This is a genomic window from ANME-2 cluster archaeon (genome assembly GCA_019429385.1).
Taxonomy (GTDB): domain Archaea; phylum Halobacteriota; class Methanosarcinia; order Methanosarcinales; family Methanocomedenaceae; genus Methanocomedens_B.
Genome location: JAHYIS010000018.1, coordinates 1 through 22,091, shown reverse-complemented (window position 1 = coordinate 22,091; position 22,091 = coordinate 1). Strand labels below are relative to the sequence as shown.

Sequence of the window (22,091 nt, the reverse complement as noted above, 5' to 3'; positions counted from 1 at the left end):
CATTACCTTCTTAATTCTACGTTCATATAGAATCTATAATTGTTTTTCAGTTTAAATAACTTATAAGTTTGTATCTACTTATAATCTCTATGTAGTTTTTTCCTTTAGATGACTTATAAGTTTGTATCTATTTATTACATCTTATTAGAAGTGTTCACCGTAATAAATATAACCTACCAAAACATCAGGATATAACCTTATAAATTATCATCATTTGAACGTAATAAATTAATACTATATTTTTTATTTAAATCATTGAGGACATATCATGTTAAAAGTCAAGAATCTGATCAAAGATTACGAACTGGATGACGCCAGTGTAAGGGCACTGGACGGTGTCAGTTTTGAAGTGAAAGACGGAGAAATTCTCGGCATTATGGGACAAAGCGGTAGCGGTAAAACGACATTGCTGAAGGTGCTCAGAGGTGTAGAAAGTTTCAACGGAGGTGAGATCGAACTGGACGGATTGTCCATCACTCCAGATTCCTCAGATGATGATTTCAGGAAATTGAAGAGCATGAGTGCTATCCATCTCCAAAGGAACTTTGGACTTTGGCCAGGGGCTGCAATAGAGAACATTATCCGGAGATTATATTCCCTGCGTGTTGGCCAGGAAGCCTTACCTGCAAAGGATCATCCGGATTATGATGACCTGTATGAAGAAAGCATGAAGTATCTCAAACTGGTTGGTCTGGACCATAAAGCCGAACATTTTTCCATGGTACTCAGCGGTGGAGAAAAACAAAGACTCCTTATTGCAAGACAGCTTGCAGCCAATCCTAAACTTCTGCTCCTGGACGAACCTGCCACTATGACCTGTCCTGCTACCAAACAAGAAGTACTGGACACGATTAAAAAAGTGCAGCAACATACAGGTGTCAAGATAATCATAGTTTCTCACCTGCCAGAGATACACAGTTACCTTGCTGACAGGGTGGTCTGGATAGAAAAAGGCAAAGTGGTGAGAGATGGTAAACCCGGACCTCTCATCAAAGAATTCCTGACAAATATGAAGCCAGACGTGGCATTACCTGAACTGAAAGAGGATAAGGTTGTTATCAAGGTAAGGGATTTGTGCCAGCGGTACTACCTGGTGCGCCAGGGAGAAGTACTGGATATCGAGAATATGAATATTGAATTCAAGAAAGGCGAGATTGTGGCTCTTACCGGGCCCAGCGGTGCCGGCAAGACCACGCTGCTTCATGCCATGGACGGACTGATCTATCCAGACGATGGCGATATCAAGTTTTTACTGGATGATGAGTGGGTTGACGTAGCCCATTACAATCAGAAAAGGATGGAACTTCGCAGAAGAACAAGTATCATGTACCAGGAATTCGCGCTGTATCCGAATTCACCTATCAAGCACCAGCTTGCCTACAAGCTGGGTGTCAAGGGCATGCATGTCCTGGAAGCAGCCCGCAAAAAGGCAAAGGAACTCAGTATATCTGAAAAAAACCTTGATGCCATATACAGACTGACCGATGTCGGCGGTGAAAAAGCACAGCAAGAACTGGAGAAGATGGGATACAATATCGATATTATCGGCACATTGTTCCCCAGCAGTTCTATAGATGAGGTCATAAAGCATGCTGAACCAATATTCCATGCAATGAGGCTGCCCCTGTCTGTCCTGAATGCCAAGCCGTACCAGTTGAGCGGTGGTGAGAATGTGAGGGCTGCCCTTGCACTGGCCACGATAACCCATCCCGAGTACCTGTTGCTGGATGAACCATTCGGTGACCTTGACCCCATTACCCTGCGGGAAGTGGCTAATTCCCTGAAGAATATCAGTAAGCATTTCGGGACTACAATCATTTTAATAAGCCACCATATGGACTTCGTTACCGAAGTAGCGCACAGAGCCATACTCATCGACAATGGTGATATTATCATGGATGGTGCCCCGCTTGCTGTGACCAGTAAATTAATAGAGATGGGGCACGCTACTTACATGGAACACGCTATGACCGATTATGTGATCAATGCCAATTAAATAATTGCGCCTGAAAGATATACAGGGCCGGTTGGAAAAGCTGGCCTATGGTCATTTGCTGGTTTCACATAGTACTTTATAGTACCAACAAAATATATTATAGAGACATTATGCTCCCAAACGAAGATACACCATATCCTGTGCAGCCTGACATGGATGGAATGAATGAGAACATGCCTGGAAATAGCTTTGATCTTCCTGCAGGCTCTTTTGGACCTGCTCCAGATGTGGAAAAGGATGCAATGTATACTGTTCCCTTGGCAATTAAAGACCAGGATGCAGGTGTGCATAATTCTCATGCAGTACATGAACCTGTGCAGCGCTCTTCCCGGAAAGATGGTTCGATGGGCCGAGGACTGATCTACCTGATTCTCGTGTTGGGGTTACTGGTTGTTATTGGCGGTAGTATTATTGCAATTTTTGGAGGGTTCGATACTCTCCCTAAGGATTCGAACAAGGTGGCAGTGATTTATGTTCAGGGAGTTATGATCACCGGAAATTTACCTGGTGGTTTGGGTTATGCAACATCCGAAGAGATAAGTAAAAGTATACAGGACGCTGCTGATGACAGTAATGTGAAAGCAATAGTGCTGCGCATAAATAGCCCCGGGGGCTCACCGGCTGCGGCGCAGGAGATCGTTACTGAGATAAAGAAAGCACAGGAAAAGAAGCCTGTAGTGGTCTCAATGGGTGATGTGGCTGCAAGTGCGGCGTATTATATTTCGGCACCGACAGAATATATTATTGCAAACCCTGACAGTATAACGGGAAGTATCGGGGTCATCTGGGTATTTGAGGACATGTCGGGATATTATAAAGAAGAAGGTATGGAGTTCTATGTTGCCAAGAGCGGTGAGTTCAAGGATATGGGCGGCAGCTGGAGGGGACTGAGCGATGATGAGAAACAGTACTCAGAAGAGGTTGTACTTGAAGCGTTCCAGCGGTTTGTAGATGAAGTTGCCCAGGGAAGGAACATGAGCAAGAGCGATGTTAAGGACCTGGCCGATGGCAGGGTGTATACAGGCAGCAAGGCCGTAGAACTGGGACTGGTTGATGAGACCGGGAACCTGTATGATGCTATTGATGTTGCTGCAAAACTGGGTGGTATCGATGGCGAACCTGTGATAAGTTATGCGAATAAGCCATCGTGGTCACGGATACTGTTCGGTGGAGAAAGTAACAATGGTGTGGGCGCAGAGGAGTATCTCAGTTATTTTTATAAAAGCCCCTTTGGTAAGATCATAGCATAGCATTCATTGAAACATTCACCTTAAATGGGTGGATGGCTTAACAATTTCAGTTCTTTCGAGAGCATGAGATAGGTCAGGCCGAAAGCCAGAGTATCTGCCACAGGGAACGCCACCCAGACCCCGGTTAACTCAAAGAACCTTGGCAGGATTATTACCAGAGGGATCAGGAAAATCACCTGCCGGGCCATGGACAGGATCAACGAAGGTCTTGCTTTGCCAATTGACTGGTAGAAAGCCGAACCAACGATCTGGTAACCTATAAGGGGAATTGCGAGCACAATGATGCGCATTGGGGATATACCTGCATCTATGAGCTGCTGGTCGGTGGTAAATATACTGAACAGCTGTCCAGGGAACAGGAAAAGGACCAGGAAGCCCAGGACCGCAATGGTGGTCGTGACCTTGATGGATAATATGACCGAATCCCTTACTCTTGAAAAGTTCCTGGCCCCATAGTTGAATCCGACAATAGGTTGCATGCCCTGTATGGTTCCGAACATGGGCATGAAGAGTATCATGAAAAGACGGTTGATGATCCCGAAAACAGCGATTGCAATGTCCCCGCCGAATATTCCGAGGTTGTGGTTAAGAATGACTACCATGAAGCTGCTTGATGCCTGCCTGACAAAACCCGATATCCCGATGGCGAAGGTCTCGGTGACTATGTCGTAATGCAATCTCAGATTTTGGAATTTCAGTGACATGATGCTCCTGCCTGAGATAAAATACTGCATGATGTAGATGGCACCAATTATCTGAGCTATGACGGTTGCCAGTGCGGCCCCTTTCACACCCATATGAAAACCGAATATGAATATGGGGTCCAGGATGATGTTAATGATGCCGGAGATGACCATGACGAGCATGGCATCTTTTGCATTACCTTCTGCCCTCAGTACGTTGTTTATGGCCATTGAAAATGAAAAAAATACCGTGCCGTACAGGATGATACTGAGGTAGTCAAAGGAATAAGGCATAATGGTGGTGGTTGCTCCAAATATCTTCAGCAGAGGAAAGATGAAAATACTTCCCAACAGGGTGAAAAAGGCACTGAGAACCAGGACCAGTGTGACCATATTACCCAGGGTCCTCTCAGCTTTTTGAACATCCCTGACACCCAGGCTGCGGGAGATTATGGATGCACCGCCCAGTCCTATGGTCATTGCCACTGCCATTAGTATCATCTGGATGGGAAAAACAATGGCAATGCCCGCAATCCCCTGGACGCTGTGTTCACCCAGGCCCCTGCCGACGAAAATAGTGTCGGTCAGGTTGTACAGCGCATGGACCAGCATACCCACCGTTGCGGGAGCAGACAGGTTTAACAGAAGTCTGCCGATGCTCTGGTCTGCCATCAATCTATTTCGTTCATTCACTGAAGCGCTCCTCAAAAATTATTTTAAAAAAAATGTTTATTTTTATTTTCGTTATCATTTCACTATTTGCAGGTTAACCAGATAGATTCGTTCATTATACCCCGGGACCTGTTATAAAATCCACAATGTATACACGAATGTTTTCTCATGTGTGTTTTATCAATGTTTTGATGGATAATGGATTTCATGTATATAAACACTTATTTACCCGTTCAATCAATTTGACTGGTACGTGCTTCATACTTCCGGAGTGTATGCCCTGGATACTCCTATCAATGAAGAAATGTAACTGGACGGACTTATTATGAGTGTGGTGTTCGATGAAACTTCTGATAATGGAAATCTTCCCGGTTGCGTCTTATTGTATAATAAAAAAGCTGCTTCATGGAAAAAAGCAAGGAAAAAGTATAAACACTGGTTTTCGAGTTCAATTCATTTTCCTGTTCAAAAGGTATCAGAGGATTGGTTGAAAGCACGCTTACCAGAAAGACTTGTTGTTATGGGGGGAGATGGAACGGTCCATTCGGTCGCAAATGCAATTCTCCTTGGTGGAATGGATATTCCGGTAGGGGTCATTCCGGGAGGTGGAGGCAATGATTTTTTTAAAAGGTTGATACATCAGGATGAGCACATTGGTCCTCATGGTTTTACGGATCATGCAGTATTGTCTGTTGAATATACTGATAATGCCACACAAAGATATGCAATCGACTTTCTAGAATGGGGGATCGGTGCCATGGTTGCCGCCAGGAGAGAGAATGGTGAAGGAACATTTTTAAATGGAATGCTGAAATATTTCTATCTCGCCATAAAGAGCCTGTTTACCTTCAATTCCTGGAAAGCGACTATCCGTTTAGATGGAAAAGACATGGAATTTGATAACCTATCCTCAGTAGTGGTAGGATTTGGATCAAGTAGCCTGGGAGGAGGACATATTTTGTTCCCTGATGAATGCGAGGGTCCCAATAGGAATAGCCCGTTCGTAATGATCGCAGAGGGTTTTTCAAGATTCAAGGGATTAGGATTGTTATTTAAAATCATCCGGAAAAAACAGTATAATGACCCTCTTGTAATGTATTATCCTTTTCGCTCATTAGAGTTGATACCATGCAGTCAGGAGAGTCGTATGCTCACGATAGATGGCGAATTATATCCGGCACCACCGGTAAAGATATCCCTTAGTGATAAGAAATTGAAAATATTTTATGCACATTGACCGGGAATATGTTGTATTGTATGAAAAATACTGTATGGCAGAGGACAATCGCCGTATAATGACGGTGAATACTTCAATTTTTGGTGGGAATTTTCAAACCTTCACTTCTTGCGCATCATCACCGCACTAAAAAACCCGTCTGTATTATGGACATGCGGCATCGACCTGAAAAAACCATCATCTGCCACAAATTGTGCAAATACACCAGGGTCCGTCTCCCGGGGTGAGACCAGGTAAAAATCCTTGTTCTCATCAAGAAAACCACGCACTACGTTTTCGTTTTCTTCAAGACTTATGGTGCATGTGGCATATACCAACCTGCCGCCAGGTTTAACAAGAATACTGTATTGCCTGAGTATCTCCTTTTGCTTGATAGAAAGCTCAAGAATATCCCCCTTTCCCAGCCGCCACTTCGAGTCGGGGTTCCTTCTGAATACCCCCATTCCGGAGCATGGCGCATCAATGAGTACACAGTCTGCTTTGCTTCTGTAATCTGCCAGTTCCGTTATATTCAGGGTCTTTATGTTCGAAGCGCCGGCTCTGTTTGCACGCCTTTTGAGATCTACCAGTTTGGCAGGGATTGTATCGCAGGCAACAATAACACCCTTATTTTTCATTAATCCTGAGAGGAAAAGGGTTTTTCCCCCATTTCCCGCGCAGGCATCGATCACGCATTCTCCCGGCTTTGCGGCTGTGAGCAGTGTTATGAGCTGGCTGCCTTCATCCTGTACCTCAAAATCCCCATTCCCGAATGCTTCGGTTTTGAAAATATCCTCCTTCTTATGAACAATCAGGCCAAAAGGTGAAAACGGTGACTCTGATGTGGCATAACCATTTTTTTCAAGAGAGGCTTTCAGGGAGTCGAGGTCAGTTTTCAGGGGATTTACTCGTATGGTCAATGGAGGTTTAAGATCGTTAGCCTGGCAAAGCGCTTCAACGTCTTCTGCCCCGGGTAACTCCCGTGCCCATTTTTCAACAATCCAGAGAGGATGCGAGTGATAGGTTGCGATATAGTCCAGAGGAGCCTGTCCCCTGTCAGGGAACATGACAGTATCTTTATTTCTTATTATCGCCTCAACGGTCCTTTTTACAAAACCACTGTGTTTTGTATCTTTTGCCGAGAGCGCAACAGAATTGGTGATAACGGCAGCTGCTTTTAATTCCTTGAAGACCGCCTGATAAGTGCATATCCGAAGTACGTTGAGTATATTCAATTCAAGACTGGATATCACGGCGGTTGACCCGTGCTCAATAATATGGTCGATGCGTGCCCTGTGGCGCAATATCCCATAGACATGTTCAACGACAGCTGCTTTTTCACTGGATGAGAAATATTCACTTTTAAACTGCCTGGTGATAAGAATATCCGCGTATTTCTTGCTGAAAATCACGGAATTAAGGATCTGCAGGATAGAAGAATAGGTCTTTTGCCGTACCGGTCCGGTTGTGCTTATGATGCTTTTTTGTGGTTCCACACCCGCTTTTTGTGCGTGCTAATATATAACCTTATATCAATACAGGCATTACCCTGAGTTTGGATATTTAATGGATGCATGAATTGTGATACTGAAAAGGAGCGTTTAGGGCTGGACCGAATTTACCTGGTATGCGCAGGAATATAACGAGCAATAGAGCCTCAGGCTACTTCCCGATTACTTGCCCATATACCATTTTCACCCCTTCCCGAAATAGTCCTTCAACAACCCCAACACGATCTTATTCAGAAAGATCAGCCCTACAAGGTTGGGTATTGCCATCAGCGCATTGGTAATGTCTGAGAACAGCCAGATACCCTCAAGGTATTTTACTGCCAGGGGAAGGTCGACCACACCCGCACCCACTACAATACCCACCAAGAACACCGAATAATACACCTTCAAAAAAGAACGGTAAAATCCGACATCCTTCGACACCTTTTCTACAAAGTAGGAAAGACACTGCTTGCCATAGAACGACCAGGTCAAAATCGTAGTAAAGGCGAACAGCACCATACCCAGCGTGATGATGACATCACCGGCGAACCCTATCTGCGAATTGAACGCATGGATGCTCAGCGAGGTACTGGTCTTGCCCGTCTGCCATGCCCCCGTGGATACGATGACCAGTCCTGTCATGGTACACACCACTATAGTATCAATGAAAGGACCCAGCATTGCTATGAGCCCCTGGCGCACGCTGTGGGATGTCCTGGCCGTGGCGTGTGCCATTGGAGCGCTGCCCAGTCCGGCCTCGTTCGAGAATATCCCCCTGGCGATACCGAAACGCATGGCACTGGCCACAGCGGCTCCGGTGAACCCGCCTGCTGCAGCGGTCCCCGTGAACGCGCTCCTGACTATCAATACCAATGCATCGGGTACTTCCCTGATATTCAATACCAGGACTATGAGAGCGACCAGGATGTACATGGTCGCCATGAAAGGTACCAGGCTACCTGCCACATCGCCCAGCCGCTTGATGCCGCCGATGACCACCACGCCCACCACAGCAGCCAGCACCAGCCCCGTGACCATTCCGGGCACATGGAACGTGTCGTTCAGCGCAATGGACATGGAATTGGCCTGGGTCATAGTCCCTATCCCGAACGAGGACAGGATACCAAAAAAAGCAAAGAGCATACCCAGAAAAATACCGACCTTGCGGCGGCGCAATCCTTTCTCAAGATAATAGAACGGCCCGCCTATCATGGTACCGTCAGGCAGTTCTTCCCTGAAATGCAGGGACAGCGTGCATTCCACGAACTTTGTGGCCATCCCCACCAGGGCAGTTATCCACATCCAGAACAGCGCCCCGGGCCCGCCCAGTGATATGGCAGTTGCAACGCCGGCGATATTTCCTGTACCTATCGTGCCGGACAGCGTGGTCATTAAAGCCTTGAAGGGTGAGATGTCTCCTTTTCCATCCTCTCCCGGCCCCTTGAAGAGCCGCAACGTGTACACAAATTTGCGGACCTGGAGCCCTCTCAGCCGCAGGGTGAGATAGATGCCGGTCCCGATGAGCAGGAACATCATGGCAGGGCCCCATACCACTTCATCGAGCGTGACCAGGAAATTGTGCAGTTCAACCAAATGTATCAGCCTTAACAGGATAGATGTAATCATTTTGCTTGTAATTTTTGCTGAAGAACGAGACCGTTTCAATTCGTGTTGGTGACTATATTACAATCCCGGATGAACACAGATTTTCAGGCCGATTATCCGCGTTTATCAGCGTGCATCTGCGGTCAATTTGATAATACCAACAGGGAATGGAACGGTTTCCTTGTATTAATAGTAATTCGAATATTTTCCAGATTCATCGTCTCAAATAATATTCGTGCATTTATTCGATTTCTCCATATCTCATCATCGTATTCAATAATCTTTAAGGAATCAAATAGCTGTATTCCTATTTAATAATATATAAAATTAACTCTTATTCCTATCTAATAATTCATTATCCAATTTAATGAACGGGAACAAATATCAAAATGTGGCTGCGGATAATGCAATAAAAAACTTCAAAATGGGAGGATGTTCTAATTTTGTATAACAATAGTGATAATATCAGGCATCATAATACAATAATTCTCCATCTTAATAATAACAATAATGATGTGAACAGATATATTAATATATCATCAATTATTAAAAGGTTAACTAATTGAAGATATTTAATTCTTAAGTCGTCAAATCGAAAAAAGGTTGTGATATTTTGGCAAGTGACAAAAAAAGTAATAAAGCCGAGAGTAAAGAAAAGACTGAAGAGAAGACAGTTGAAAAGACTGTTGACAAAATATATATCGGTGTGGATTTCGGTACATCCAAGATTGCAATAACGACCAGCAATGGTAAAAGCATTTCGGAACAGAATGTCGTCGGATACCCTAAAGACGCCATATCTTCAAAATTCTTAAAAAAGGAAGTACTCTATGGAAGCGAGGCCTTAAAGCACCGGGTTGCCCTCAATATGCACAGGCCAATTGAATGTGGTGTCCTGAAGACAAATAAGGAAGATATTGCAGCGGCAAAAGGTTTGCTTGAGTATTGTCTTGAAAACCTGAACTTACCTGAAAAAGCAGAAACCTATGCAATTTTGGGAGTCCCGGCAAAAGCAAGTGTACTAAGTAAAAAGATATTAACAGAGATCACAAAAGATTTCTTCACAGGAGTTATGGTTGCAAGTGACCCGTTCTGTGTAGCGTATGAATTGGGATTACTTGAAAATGTGATGATCGTTGATATAGGTGCCGGAACTACTGACCTTTGCAGAGTGCGGGGCACCCTTCCTGAACCCGAGGATATGACCAGTTTTGGTAAAGCCGGGGATTACATTGATGATGCTTTGATAAAATCGATAACATCTGACTATACCAATGCTATGGTAACAAAAGAGATGGCAAAAAGATGGAAAGAAGAGTTCGGTTTTGTAGGTGAGCCCGAAAAGGACTGTGAAGTAGATGTGCCTGTAGATTCATCCACGATCAGACTGTCAATTGTGCAGGAAATGAAAGATGCATGTGAATCAATTATTCCTCCAATTATTGAGGGTATAACCAGTCTTATTGCCACATATGACCCGGATTTCAGGGATGAACTGAGGAACAATATCATTATTTCCGGTGGTGGAAGTAACATAAAGAACATAGATGAATATATCGAAAATGAACTATCCATCGTTGGTGGAGGAAAAGTAAGCGTCATAAAGGAAGATCCATTTGCTGCAGGGTCAAAAGGTGCCCTGAAACTTGCCATGGATATGCCAGAAGATTACTGGAAAAAACTAATATAAATGTCACTAATATTAATCTTTAGGCATGAACAGTGACAATGAGGTACAAGATGTAGGGTCGAAGAGGGTACTGACTCGCTGGGTACATTATCTGATACAACAGTTCAGCAAAACTGAACTTGAAGGACTGTTGGATAGATATGTACGAATGAAATGGATTGATGAATCTATAAAAGCTTCAGTTCTTAAGATTTCTGAAACTGTTCAGGTACAGTCATCAAAAGACCCTCAATATAATGACCATCTTGGTATCTCGTATCTTTTTATTCAGAAATTAAAGGGGAAATATGTCAACGATGACATGTTTCCACCTTATGATGGGGAATGGGAACAGGAAGTTGCCGTCAAAAAAACTCCCCGGGTATCCGGGAAGGTGAAGCAAACAATCGAACATACGGTTGTAAAACCTGAAGACGATGCTACAGAAGAACTTCATTCATTTTTTACGTCACTAAAAAAAACGCCTCCTGGTTCCAAGGATGTTATCTCTGAGAATAAAGAATCTAAACCAGATAAAAAACCGGATTCCAGTGTCCAAAAAAAATCAACTGATGTTAGTGAAGACCTGGTTCCTGTTCCAGAAGGATATGAAAATTTTGATGAATTGGGTTCTTTTTTCAATACGTTAAAGAAATCCCCTGCAGGTTCCAAGAAAGCTCCGTCAACGGTATCTAAATCCAGCCCTGAAACAAAGTTAGAGGTTACTACTCCTACAAATGCTGGTGAAGATGAACTCAATTTTTCAGTAGCTGACAAGAAAACAGGCCCGGTTCAGCCAGATAATTTAGATGATGACCTGGTCCCGGTCCGTGAAGGATATGAAAATTTTGATGAATTAGATTCTTTTTTCGGTTCTTTAAAGAAAAAGCCCCGTGATAAAAAGCAGGATGTTAAAGCTGAAATTGCATCTAAGAAAGAAGATACGACACAGAAGATAACACCGGCAGATAGTCCGGCACAGAAGAAAATTCCACAACCGCCAAAGCAGGATTTGGATGATGACTATCAGGAATTGCAGGTAAAAAAACAGGACGCTGAAAAACTAAAGTCTGAACTTGAAACCTGGAAACGTGAAAATAAAAAGGCACAGGAAGAAATAGAAGCCAGGCGATTGGAAATTCTGGAAAGGTCAAAGGTAGCTGAAACGGAACGCCAGAAACTGGATGAACTGCAATCTGAAAATTCAAACAAGATCTCTGAACTGGAAAATACTAAAGCTGCGATTAAGTCTAAAACTGCTGATGTTCGTGAACTGGAGCGAATAAAGTCAGAACTGGAATCTGAGTTCAATGATATTGAGGTTAACAAAGAGAAACTGGATGAAGAAAAGTCAAAATTGGCAATAGAGTATACTGAAATTGATACTCAAAAAAAAATACTCACAGAATCGAAACATAACCTTGATAAAGAGACTAAATATCTGTCAGAAAAACAACATGAAATTGAGACACTTAAAGCAAAAAAACAGCGCGAGTTCGATGAAATACAAAGGGAAAAGCTCGAACTTGAAAAAGAACGAAGACAGGTTGAAAAGGAAAAAGACAGGTTCGAAAAAGAAGGAAAAGAAGCCAGGGAAAAGAAGGAAAAATATGAAAAAGAATTGAAGGCGCTTAATAAAACTGAATCGAAACTGGATTCCGATACAAAGAATTTTGAAAAAAAGAAGGCGAAGTTAGACGGGGAACTTGATAAACTGAATCTTGCTAAAGAAGAAATTGACCGTTTAACCATTGAGAATAAAACAAGACTGACTGAATTGCAAAATCGGCAGGAAGAAGTCAGGAAAAATGGATTCGAACTTGAAAGTGAAATTGGCAAAATCAAGGATAAGCAGCAGGAACTGCGAAACCTGAAAAACCAGGTTGATGCAGACAATCGTGACCTCAGTACTAAGAAAGAAGAACTGGATAAACTGAAATCCAGTATAGAATCCCAGCAGGTACAGATTGAAAATGTCAAAACCGAACTTGAAAAGAAAAAATCGCAGATGTCAGAACAGTCTGCATATGTTGAAAAAGAAAAGTCCCGATTGGATAATCTGATCAATGAAGCGTATCAGAAACGCTCCGAACTGGAAGTGCTTGAAGGTGATATCAATGCAAGAGCGCTCAAGTTCCAGGAACGTGAGAAAAAAACACATGAAACTGAACTGAATATCGAATCAGAATTAGCTGAACTGAAGCAAAAACAACAAGAACTGGATGCTGCTAAAGCCAGGATTGAAATCGAAAGTGGAGAATTGGAAAATTCAAGGGTCCAGATTGAAACACTGAGAAAAAAACTCCAGGAAAATGCAAAACAGGGAAAAGAAGAAGAAGATAAACTGGATGAACACTTCAAGAACCTTGAGGATAAACGTGCTAAGCTTGTATCACTGAAAGAAGAATTGAAAATTTCTGAAACAGAAGTTAAATCCCTGGAAGCTGAGAAAAAGAGGATCGAGGCTGAATCTGATAAGATCAGTGAAATGCAAAAGGAACTGGATGCTGCAAAGGTAAAATTAGAGGCCGATAGGGACCAAATAGAGAAATCGAAGATTGAGAATGAAGCACAACAGTCGGAACTCGAGGAAAAGACAAGACTAGCAAAAGAAGAGACCGACAAACTGGATAAAGAACTTAGCATATTAGAAGAAAGACGCTCTGACCTGGCAGCTCTAAAAGAAGAAGTAATAGTAAATGAGGCAGAATTTGAATCCCTGAAATCCAGGAAGGAAAAGGTGAATACAGAATCTGCCGAAATTGATAAAAAACAGACGGAACTGGAAGCTGCGAAGGGCGAAATTAAGAGAGAAAGTGATGAATTAAATAAATCCAGGGCAGATATTGAGGCACAACTGTCTGAACTCCAGGAAAAAGCAGGATTGGTAAAGGAAGAGAAGGAAAAACTGGATGAAGACCTTATATCACTTGAAGTTAGACGCAATGAACTGGCATCCCTGAGAGAAGAAGTTAAAGCTACTGAATCTGAAGTTAACAGGTCGCTTGAATCACAAACGTTAAAAATCGAGACAGAATCTGCCGAGATTTTCAGGAAAAAACAGGAGCTTGACGCTGAAAAAGAAAAAATCATTTCCGATAGTAGCGAAATACAAAAATCATGGGCTGAGATGGAAAGACAGCATATTGATCTTCAGGAAAAGACTGAACAAGCAAAAGAAAAAAAGAAAAAACTGGACAAAGAACTTGATTCACTTCAATCAAAACGCACTGAACTTGCTGACCTTAAAGCTGAAATCGAATCTCGAATAGCAGAAATTTCGGTCCTTGAATCTGAGAAAACCATATTAGAAGAGGAATATATCCGGGTCAATAATAAAAAACAGGAACTTGAGATTGAAAACGAGAAAATTGTTGCAAACAGTAGTGAAATTCAAAATTCCTGGACAGAAATAACAGCACAACGTCAGGAACTGCAGGAAAAAACAAGGCTGGCAGAGGATGAGAAGGAAAAACTGGATGCAGAACTTCAGATCCTTGAATCCAAACGCACTGAACTATCAGCTTTGAAAGAAGAAGTTGAATCCAGAATTACCGAGGTCAAGACCCTTGAGTCCGAAAAGGAAAGGGTAGAGGGAGAGTCTGCCGAAATAACTAAAAAGCAACAGGAACTTGAAACTGCGAAAGCTCGGTTTGAATCTGAAAATGCTGACCTTAAAAAATCAACGGTAAATATTGAAGCAAAGCAGTCTGAACTCCAGGAAAGAACAAAACAAGCACATGAGATGCAAGTGAAACTGGATAAAGAACTTGAGAGTTTTCAATCCAAACGCGCCGAACTTGCAACTTTAAAAGAAGAGATTGAATCCAGGATTGCCGAGGTCAAGACCCTTGAATCCGAAAAGGAACGGGGAGAGGAAGAGTCTGCCGAAATAACGAAAAAGCAACAGGAACTTGAAACTGCCAAAGCTACGTTTGAATCTGAAAATGCTGACCTTCAAAAATCAACTGCGGAATTTGAAGCACAGCACCTGGAACTTCAGGAAAGAAGAAAGCTGGCAGAGGAAGACAAAAGTGAACTGGATATAGAATTTGATTTACTTCAATCCAAGCGCGCCGAACTTGCAACCTTAAAAGAAGAGATTGAATCCAGGATTGCCGAGGTCAAAACCCTTGAATCCGAAAAGGAACGGGTAGAGGAAGAGTCCACCGAAATAACGAAAAAGCAACAGGAACTTGAAACTGCCAAAGCTACGTTTGAATCTGAAAATGCTGACCTTAAAAAATCAACTGCGGAATTTGAAGCACAACACCTGGAACTTCAGGAAAGAAGAAAGCTGGCAGAGGAAGACAAAAGTGAACTGGATATAGAATTTGATTTACTTCAATCCAAACGCGCCGAACTTGCAACCTTAAAAGAAGAGATTGAATCCAGGATTGCCGAGGTCAAAACCCTTGAATCCGAAAAGGAACGGGTAGAAGAAGAGTCTGCCGAGATTACTACGAAGCAGCAGGAACTTGAGAGTGCAAAAGCTCGTTTTGAATCTGAAAATGCTGCCCTCCAAAAATCAATGGCTGAATTTGAAGCACGGCAATCTGAACTTCAGGAACGGACAACACAAGCACAGGAAATGCAGGACAAACTGGATGAACAAATCTTTTCCTTAAAGAACAAACGCTCCGAAATTGCATCTTTGAAAGAAAAAATAAATTCCAGAATTACCGAAGTTAAAGCTCTCAAGTCTGAAATGTCAGAAAAAGAGGACGAATTTGCCCAACTTACTGAAAAGAAGCAGGAATTTGAATCTTTAAAAGCTAAGATCGAAGCAGATAATGATGAACAGTCAAAATCCCTGGCCGAGATCGAAGTTCGACGTCTGAAGATTCAGGAACAGTCAAAACTGGCATTGGAAGAACAAATAACACTTGATGAACAGCTTAAGGAACTTGAGGCAAAACGTCTGGAACTCGAATCGCTTAAAAGTGAGGTTGCATCTTCTGAGGAAGAGATTAAGATCGCTAAAGCAGAGATTACCGATAAAGAAACCGGCATTTCTGGTATAAAGTCAAAGATTGAATCTGACTATGGGGACATGAAATCAAAGCATGAATATGTCCAGAATCTAAAAGAGAATATTGACCTGGAATATTCTGATGTTCTGGAAAAGCAACGATACATAGAATCTCACGCTGAACAGATAGATTCAAGATATAACGACCTTGTCAAAAAACAACAGGACATTTCCAAAGTCATCTATGAAAAAGATAATGAATACAACCAGTTGCTTAAAAAAGAAAAAGAATTAAAAGAACTCAGGCAAAAATATAATTCCAACTTTAAAGACCTGGAGCAAAAACGCAAAGAACTTGAAGATTTGGAAGAAAGACTGGGTGCCAGGGAAATGGAACTCACGTGTCTTTCCCTCGATGAGGTCAAATCAAAATATGAAACCGAACTCAGCGAAATGGAACAGCAGCGAAATAAACTGCAAGAGGTCAAGACAAAGCTTGAGAACGAGCGAAAAGAACTCAACCTCATCGTTCCTGAACAGAATAAACTGCGGGATAAAGTTGAAAAAGATGTGCTGGAAGTAACTCAAAAGCAACAGCAGATCAATACGTTCAAGAAGGAAATGGAAGCACATGCCCGTAAACTCAAACTACAACAGGAAGAAATTGCTGACCTGAAGAAAAAAGCACTGAATGAAAAGGGTGAACTTGAAAGCATTCACAGGTTGCAGGTGACAATAGTTAATCTGAACAGGGAACTTGAAAAGAGAGATAAACAGGTCAAGACCCTGGAACTGGAAAAAGACCGGATTGAGAAAACGCTTAAAGAGGAATCTCAGAAAAATAAACTGGCAGACGTGCACAGTAAATTGTTTTACCAAAATGTTAAAATCAAGTGAGTGTGTTTCTTTTTTTTTAAAAAAAATCATCCCTTGTGGTCGGATTTATTCTAGTACAGAAAATTATCCTTTATGCCCCAACTTTGACAGTTAATGAAAAATAGTGCCTTTAGCACCTGAGCTCCTACTAAATTAGGCACAATCGTCCACATTCCCTCCAATTTCTCTTGCCCCATATCGAAAAGTATTTATATTACTGTGCCTAATTATTAGGCATATGAAATCATTTACACGCATCAAGAAAATAAAAGGCCAGGAATATCTCTACGAGATCACCCCATACTACGACCCAGAAACAAAAACCGTAAAGCAAAAAAGCAAATATCTAGGCAAAAACGTTAACGGTACCCCCCTCAAAATCAGATCACAGACAACCCCTTTAATCTCCACACCAAAAAAAGTCCTTTCATATGGTGAATTCCTTCCCCTCCTCAAGATTATCAATGACCTTGACCTTGAAAACATACTTCAAAAAATACTGCCCCAGCAGCACGTCTGGACCACTTTAACAATTGCCATGAACTATCTGATCAAACCACTTGCTTCATCACACATCAAAAGCTGGTATGAAGGTACGCTTCTATCCGAAACACATCCAGACCTTCCCCTGTCTTCGCAATCAATATCAAATCTCTTTGACCTGATTGGCAATAGCACCGCCCATATCGATTTCTCAAATCACCTTGCTCAGAAGATATCCACAGCCAGCACACTTGTTTATGATATCACATCAATATCATCATACTCGCAAATGATGAAGCATCTCGAATGGGGTTATAATCGGGATGGTCTTGATCTGCCACAAATAAATATGTCACTGGTAGTCGATAAGGAACAAGAAATACCGATCATGTACGACTTGTATCCCGGAAGCATTGTTGTTGTCACAACTTTAAAAAACACTATCAAGAAACTCCAATCCTGTGGAATTCAGGATTACACCATGATAATAAACAGAGGTTTTTTCTCGACTCCGAATCTTGAGGCAATGATAAACAGTGGACTCTCATTCATAATGCCACCTTCGACCACGTTAAAAAGTGTCAAAAAAACGATGTCTGAGGTTCATTCATTGATTTTAAATCCAAATAATCTTGTGATGTACCAGGATGAGCCTCTGTTTGTCATGCATGTGACCATTAATGTTGGTGAATTCAGTGTGAAAGGTTATGCATATTATGATCAAAAACGTGAGCAAAGCGAGCGACATTCATTCTACAAGAGATTGTACGAGCTAGCTGAGCGTCTAAAAGATGTGCGGCTCAGGTCTTGGATGAACCCTGTTAATGTTCTCAAAGAGGTCGCAAAGAAAGATGCACGATATATAACCTGGAAAGTGAATGGGGACCGGTTTGAAGTGGAATTAAAGAAGAACTCAGTCTCACAAAGAGTTAACAGGATGGGGCGTTTTATACTTCTTTACCAGGGCGATTTTGGATGGGAAGAATGTCTATCCCTGTACAGAAGTAAGGATATTGTTGAGAAGGGATTTGATATTATGAAAAATGACCTTGAAGTGATGCCTGCTAATGTGAGAAAGGATACTACAATGAAGGGATATCTGTTTATATGCTTCCTGTCGTTGATTTTGAGAATGAGATTGATGAAAATGATGAGGGATGCAGAGTTGTCAAAAAGATATTCAGTAGGGGCATTGATTACTGAGATTGAGAAGAACAAAGTGATGATATTGCCAGATGGGACTCAGATTGTGACTGAACAAACAAAGAGACAAAGGGAAATATTAGAGGCACTATGTGCCTAACTGAATGGGAACTTAGGTTATATGAGTTCTACGATAATTAAATATTTTTAAATATATCTCTATTATTTCTACAGTCGGACCAAAATATTGAATTGCAAAACACGGATTCAATAATGATTATTCATGTTGGATTAATTATATTTATACCTACATATGATAGTATCATACGGAAGTAATAGTCAATTTTAGGAGAAGAGCACCTAGTTAAATCTCTTTCTTCTGAATAAAATTTAATTGGAGTTAAATTTATGACATGGAAGAGTGGGACACATGAAAGTATTATTGATCGAATACAGTCAGGGAAAGTAAAAAATAATATAATAATTAGTCTATCAACTTTATTTGGGATTTTCACTGTATTGATGATTATCGTTTTTGGAAATTGGGTATTCATTGTAAATGCTCTGTCACCAATAAATACTATTGAAAATGACCATTTGAGTATTGACATTTTAAATACTACCGAATCAGATATTTTATCGAATGAAGTTTGCATGGAATGTCATTATTTAATAAATTATTCTGAAATTACAGCGAGTAATAATGAATGGGTGTTACAACATACTATTCCTATTTCGCACAATTTAATACAAACTGTTGAAACTTATCCAATTACATCTCTTGATGGTATTCTATCTGTTAATAATAATTTATCCGCTATTCTCCGGGTTGGGCAAACAACCTACCAGTTAGGCCCTTTTTTCAATGGTGGATATACTGGTTGGTCATGGTGGGATGCTTTTGATTTTGGTTCAGAAAAACAAAAAAATATGATATATTTAATGGTTCTTGATAATTCCACTGGAACAATTAAACCCGTCACTGGGCTTACAACACTACCCACATGGCCTCAGGCAACGTACAGAAATCATAGTCAGGACTTAAGCTATAAGGCTGATACAGACACCACTCCCATAACCACATTGAATAATTATCCAGACCAGATTGACCTCTGGATGATAAAGGAAGTTGACCTTTCAGACGTTACTTCTGCAAATCTAACCTTTTGGACATGGTATTCCATGGAAACAGATTGGGACTATGGATATGTTGGTGTATCGACTGATGGAGGAAATACCTGGACATATCTCCCAGGAACCTTAACAACTAATACAAATCCCAATGGAAATAATCTTGGTAATGGAATCACCGGTAACAGTAACAATAATTGGTCACTTGAGAACATGGACCTTACACTATACACGGGAAATACAATACTTCTTGGGTTTAGATTCAAGTCTGATACTGCTGTCAACGATGAAGGCTGGTATATTGACGACATCCAGGTCACATCAGGCACGATACTTCTTTTCAGTGATGATGCAGAGACTTCTGCTGAGATAAAAATCCTGAGTGTTAATGTAACGTATCCTCATCTTACATTAATAAATCGCACTGACCCAATCACAGAAGTTACAACTTTGCAATATGACCAGCATACAAGACAGGTAATACTTCAGGAAGATATAGGTCATCCCGGACTCTATTCAGGATACTTTTTCTATGACCCTTTTGCTGAGCAATATTCGGGCAATTACACAATTATCCTTGACACTTCAATAAATAATACTCCTGTAATGGCTACCACTCAATTCCAGACCACGATATTTGGGTGCCAGAACTGCCATAATAAGAAATTAAGTGGTAGTGAGACCAGTTTTATCCACAGCGAAGGTGGTGGCATGCAATCCTGTATGTATACCTGCCATAGCGGTTCGCGTGGATTCCTTTACCCTGGAAGTTCACCATTCTTTGGTCCCCCACTTGCTGCAAATCCCTTACACGTTCACGAAATGCAATATGGGCATAGTGGGGGATTCCTTGATGGGGCCTGGTATGTACAACCACCATATAGCATATCGTCCCATGTAACCACGACAACATGTATACAATGCCATACACCATTCATTCATGATAATGACGGGACTGATACAGCACAGATCGCTAGCTATACCCTTTATGGTATTAATATCAGTTTCTCATCGGGGACACACAAGAACCTGACCTGCGAATTCTGCCATGGTGATCTGAATTATCCTGAAATACCTCCGGGCCAATATCAATTAGATGGGACTCTTGGTGATTATAATCCTACTTTTACATCAAGCGAGTCTTTTACTGATACGTATATTGTAGATGTGGCCGGGACTGAAAATTTGACCCTAACGGTCACTGGGTATGCGAGCACAAAAGTAGTTGAAGTATATATTATCGGTCCGGTAGATAATATGACATCAGGACTGCAAGGGCCTTGTGGCAGCAATCCATGCGATATAATCCAAAACCTCACATCTCCAATCAATGTGAATATTATTGATCCAGCCAATGGAACATGGATAATAAAGTTATTCCATCTGCAGGAAGGAGTTATAGATTATTCTTTATCAAGTACTTATCCCATTGAAAAAAAGCCAATAATCAAAATACCGGAATGCAATGTTTGTCATAATTCAGAAAGTACAAATGATGCATATACCGAATATCAAATCCCTGATTGGAACCCGGGCTTTGCACATACTGATACCAACAATGATGGTACTTTGGATGTTCAATGCAGGATGTGTCATAATGCAATGCATGATATTATAGTAAGAGATTGTCAGAGCTGTCATACAGTGACCCCCTCCAATCATCCTGCACTTGATCCTGAGTTCACATATTATCCTGCAAGTGAGTGCTTATCTTGCCATGGTGATCCTCATAACGTAACAGGTGGTGGAGGACCAGATTGTATCGCCTGTCATGATATAGGAAAAGGTGCGATACACCTGGTTGATGTTACAGTAATTAATTCAGGCATTCATGGTATAGTAAATAATAGAACGAGTAATCCAAATGAAGCCTGCTGGGGTTGCCACCAGACCAACGGGACCGAACCATCTGGTATGGGTGATCGTTACAATACACCCTATATTTGCATAGATTGTCACTTGGAAAACTCAACGGATGCCGGGATATATAGTGCACCAATTGTTGCCGAACATTTTAAGAATGGCCAGGATATCCGGGTAGTGACGGAAGCTGCGAATAATATATCATCATGCCTTGCATGTCACCAGAATATTTCAGAAATGATTTTATCCAACAATGATGCTGAAAACGGTACATTTGACACTGATGGAAATGGTATATCTGGTGGTCCAACCAATCCGTATCATTATGGTAAGATAAGAGTTGATATGAGACTGACAAACGAGACAAATTGTTCCTACTGCCACCAAAACACGAGCGAATTCGATCAAGTGTTTGACGATCTATCCCTGACTGATATTACACATGACGGTGATAAAAATTGCTATACCTGTCATAGAGAACAGGGGAATACAGATGGAAAAATTCATGATGCTTCATTATTAGGTGGAGGCGGAGGAGCATGTGTTGAATGTCACAACTATGGAGGGTCAGGGCCTGTTGTAGATATTACAGATATTGGTGGACATCTGAACCTTAATACTTCTGTTGGTGGAGATAATAATTTAACGTCTGAAGACTGTATGACATGCCATTTCAATAATGCCCATTCCGGTACAAATGTTTCCAACACGTACTACTGTACTGATTGCCATGTAGGTATTATTAATCCATACAATTCAACAATTCAATTTACCGATAAGCAACATGGAAAAGCAAGTTGTGTAGATTGTCATGTTGCAGATGGAATTTATCACCAGGATAATCCCCGTGGTTCTGTTGCCAATTCGACCTATGTGAATCGATACAATGCAGGTAGCTCTACTGTCACTAACTGTGCTGACTGCCACTATGCAAGTAACCTCGATGATGCACCATTCAATGCACCGGGTGCAGGTGAACATGTATTGACCAAAGCTGATGGTACGAGTGGAGCATGTGCAAATCCTTCCTGTCATGCGG

At 41.6% G+C, this 22,091-nt stretch carries 10 protein-coding genes; 7 read left to right on the top strand and 3 right to left on the bottom strand.

The annotated features are described in order from the left end of the window. The first annotated feature begins 268 nt into the window (after positions 1–268). Complete coding sequence (locus K0A89_07405; protein ID MBW6518312.1) at positions 269–1,996, top strand: ATP-binding cassette domain-containing protein; 1,728 nt, start codon at positions 269–271, stop codon at positions 1,994–1,996. A 110-nt stretch (positions 1,997–2,106) separates the two neighbouring features. Then, positions 2,107–3,246 (top strand): signal peptide peptidase SppA, encoded by a 1,140-nt coding sequence (sppA, locus tag K0A89_07400; GenBank protein ID MBW6518311.1) that lies wholly within the window; start codon positions 2,107–2,109, stop codon positions 3,244–3,246. 20 nt (positions 3,247–3,266) lie between these two features. Here the strand turns inward: sppA and K0A89_07395 are convergent, their stop codons facing one another. Continuing rightward, positions 3,267–4,622 (bottom strand): MATE family efflux transporter, encoded by a 1,356-nt coding sequence (locus K0A89_07395; protein ID MBW6518310.1) that lies wholly within the window; start codon positions 4,620–4,622, stop codon positions 3,267–3,269. Between the two features lie 313 nt (positions 4,623–4,935). Here K0A89_07395 and K0A89_07390 point away from each other — a divergent pair, with 313 nt between their 5' ends. After that, positions 4,936–5,838, top strand: a complete 903-nt coding sequence (locus K0A89_07390; protein ID MBW6518309.1) for a hypothetical protein — start codon at positions 4,936–4,938, stop codon at positions 5,836–5,838. 101 nt (positions 5,839–5,939) lie between these two features. Here the strand turns inward: K0A89_07390 and rsmB are convergent, their stop codons facing one another. After that, positions 5,940–7,313: a 16S rRNA (cytosine(967)-C(5))-methyltransferase RsmB gene (gene rsmB, locus K0A89_07385; GenBank protein MBW6518308.1), complete on the bottom strand. Its 1,374-nt coding sequence runs from the start codon at positions 7,311–7,313 to the stop codon at positions 5,940–5,942. 198 nt (positions 7,314–7,511) lie between these two features. After that, the gene (locus K0A89_07380; protein ID MBW6518307.1) at positions 7,512–8,903 is read right to left on the bottom strand and encodes a sodium:alanine symporter family protein; all 1,392 of its coding nucleotides are present in this window, start codon (positions 8,901–8,903) and stop codon (positions 7,512–7,514) included. A gap of 625 nt (positions 8,904–9,528) precedes the next feature. On the opposite strand from K0A89_07380, the gene K0A89_07375 reads away from it, so the two are divergent. The 4 genes from K0A89_07375 to K0A89_07360 form a co-directional block, all read left to right on the top strand. After that, positions 9,529–10,605 carry a rod shape-determining protein gene (locus tag K0A89_07375; GenBank protein MBW6518306.1) on the top strand — a complete coding sequence of 359 codons (1,077 nt, stop codon included), beginning with the start codon at positions 9,529–9,531 and terminating at the stop codon, positions 10,603–10,605. Positions 10,606–10,630: 25 nt separating this feature from the next. Then, positions 10,631–16,453, top strand: coding sequence for a hypothetical protein (locus K0A89_07370; protein ID MBW6518305.1), 5,823 nt, complete (start codon positions 10,631–10,633; stop codon positions 16,451–16,453). Between the two features lie 217 nt (positions 16,454–16,670). Next, a complete protein-coding gene (locus K0A89_07365; protein ID MBW6518304.1) occupies positions 16,671–18,218 on the top strand; it encodes an IS1634 family transposase in 1,548 nt (515 codons plus the stop codon). 923 nt (positions 18,219–19,141) lie between these two features. Then, positions 19,142–22,091 (top strand): immune inhibitor A (locus K0A89_07360; protein ID MBW6518303.1); only part of this gene is annotated, 2,950 nt, incomplete at its 3' end.

Coding starts and splice junctions, on each gene's coding strand:
- K0A89_07405 (MBW6518312.1), top strand. CDS start 269: ATGTTAAAAGTCAAGAATCTGATCAAAGATTACGAACTGGATGACGCC.
- sppA (MBW6518311.1), top strand. CDS start 2,107: ATGCTCCCAAACGAAGATACACCATATCCTGTGCAGCCTGACATGGAT.
- K0A89_07370 (MBW6518305.1), top strand. CDS start 10,631: ATGAACAGTGACAATGAGGTACAAGATGTAGGGTCGAAGAGGGTACTG.
- K0A89_07365 (MBW6518304.1), top strand. CDS start 16,671: ATGAAATCATTTACACGCATCAAGAAAATAAAAGGCCAGGAATATCTC.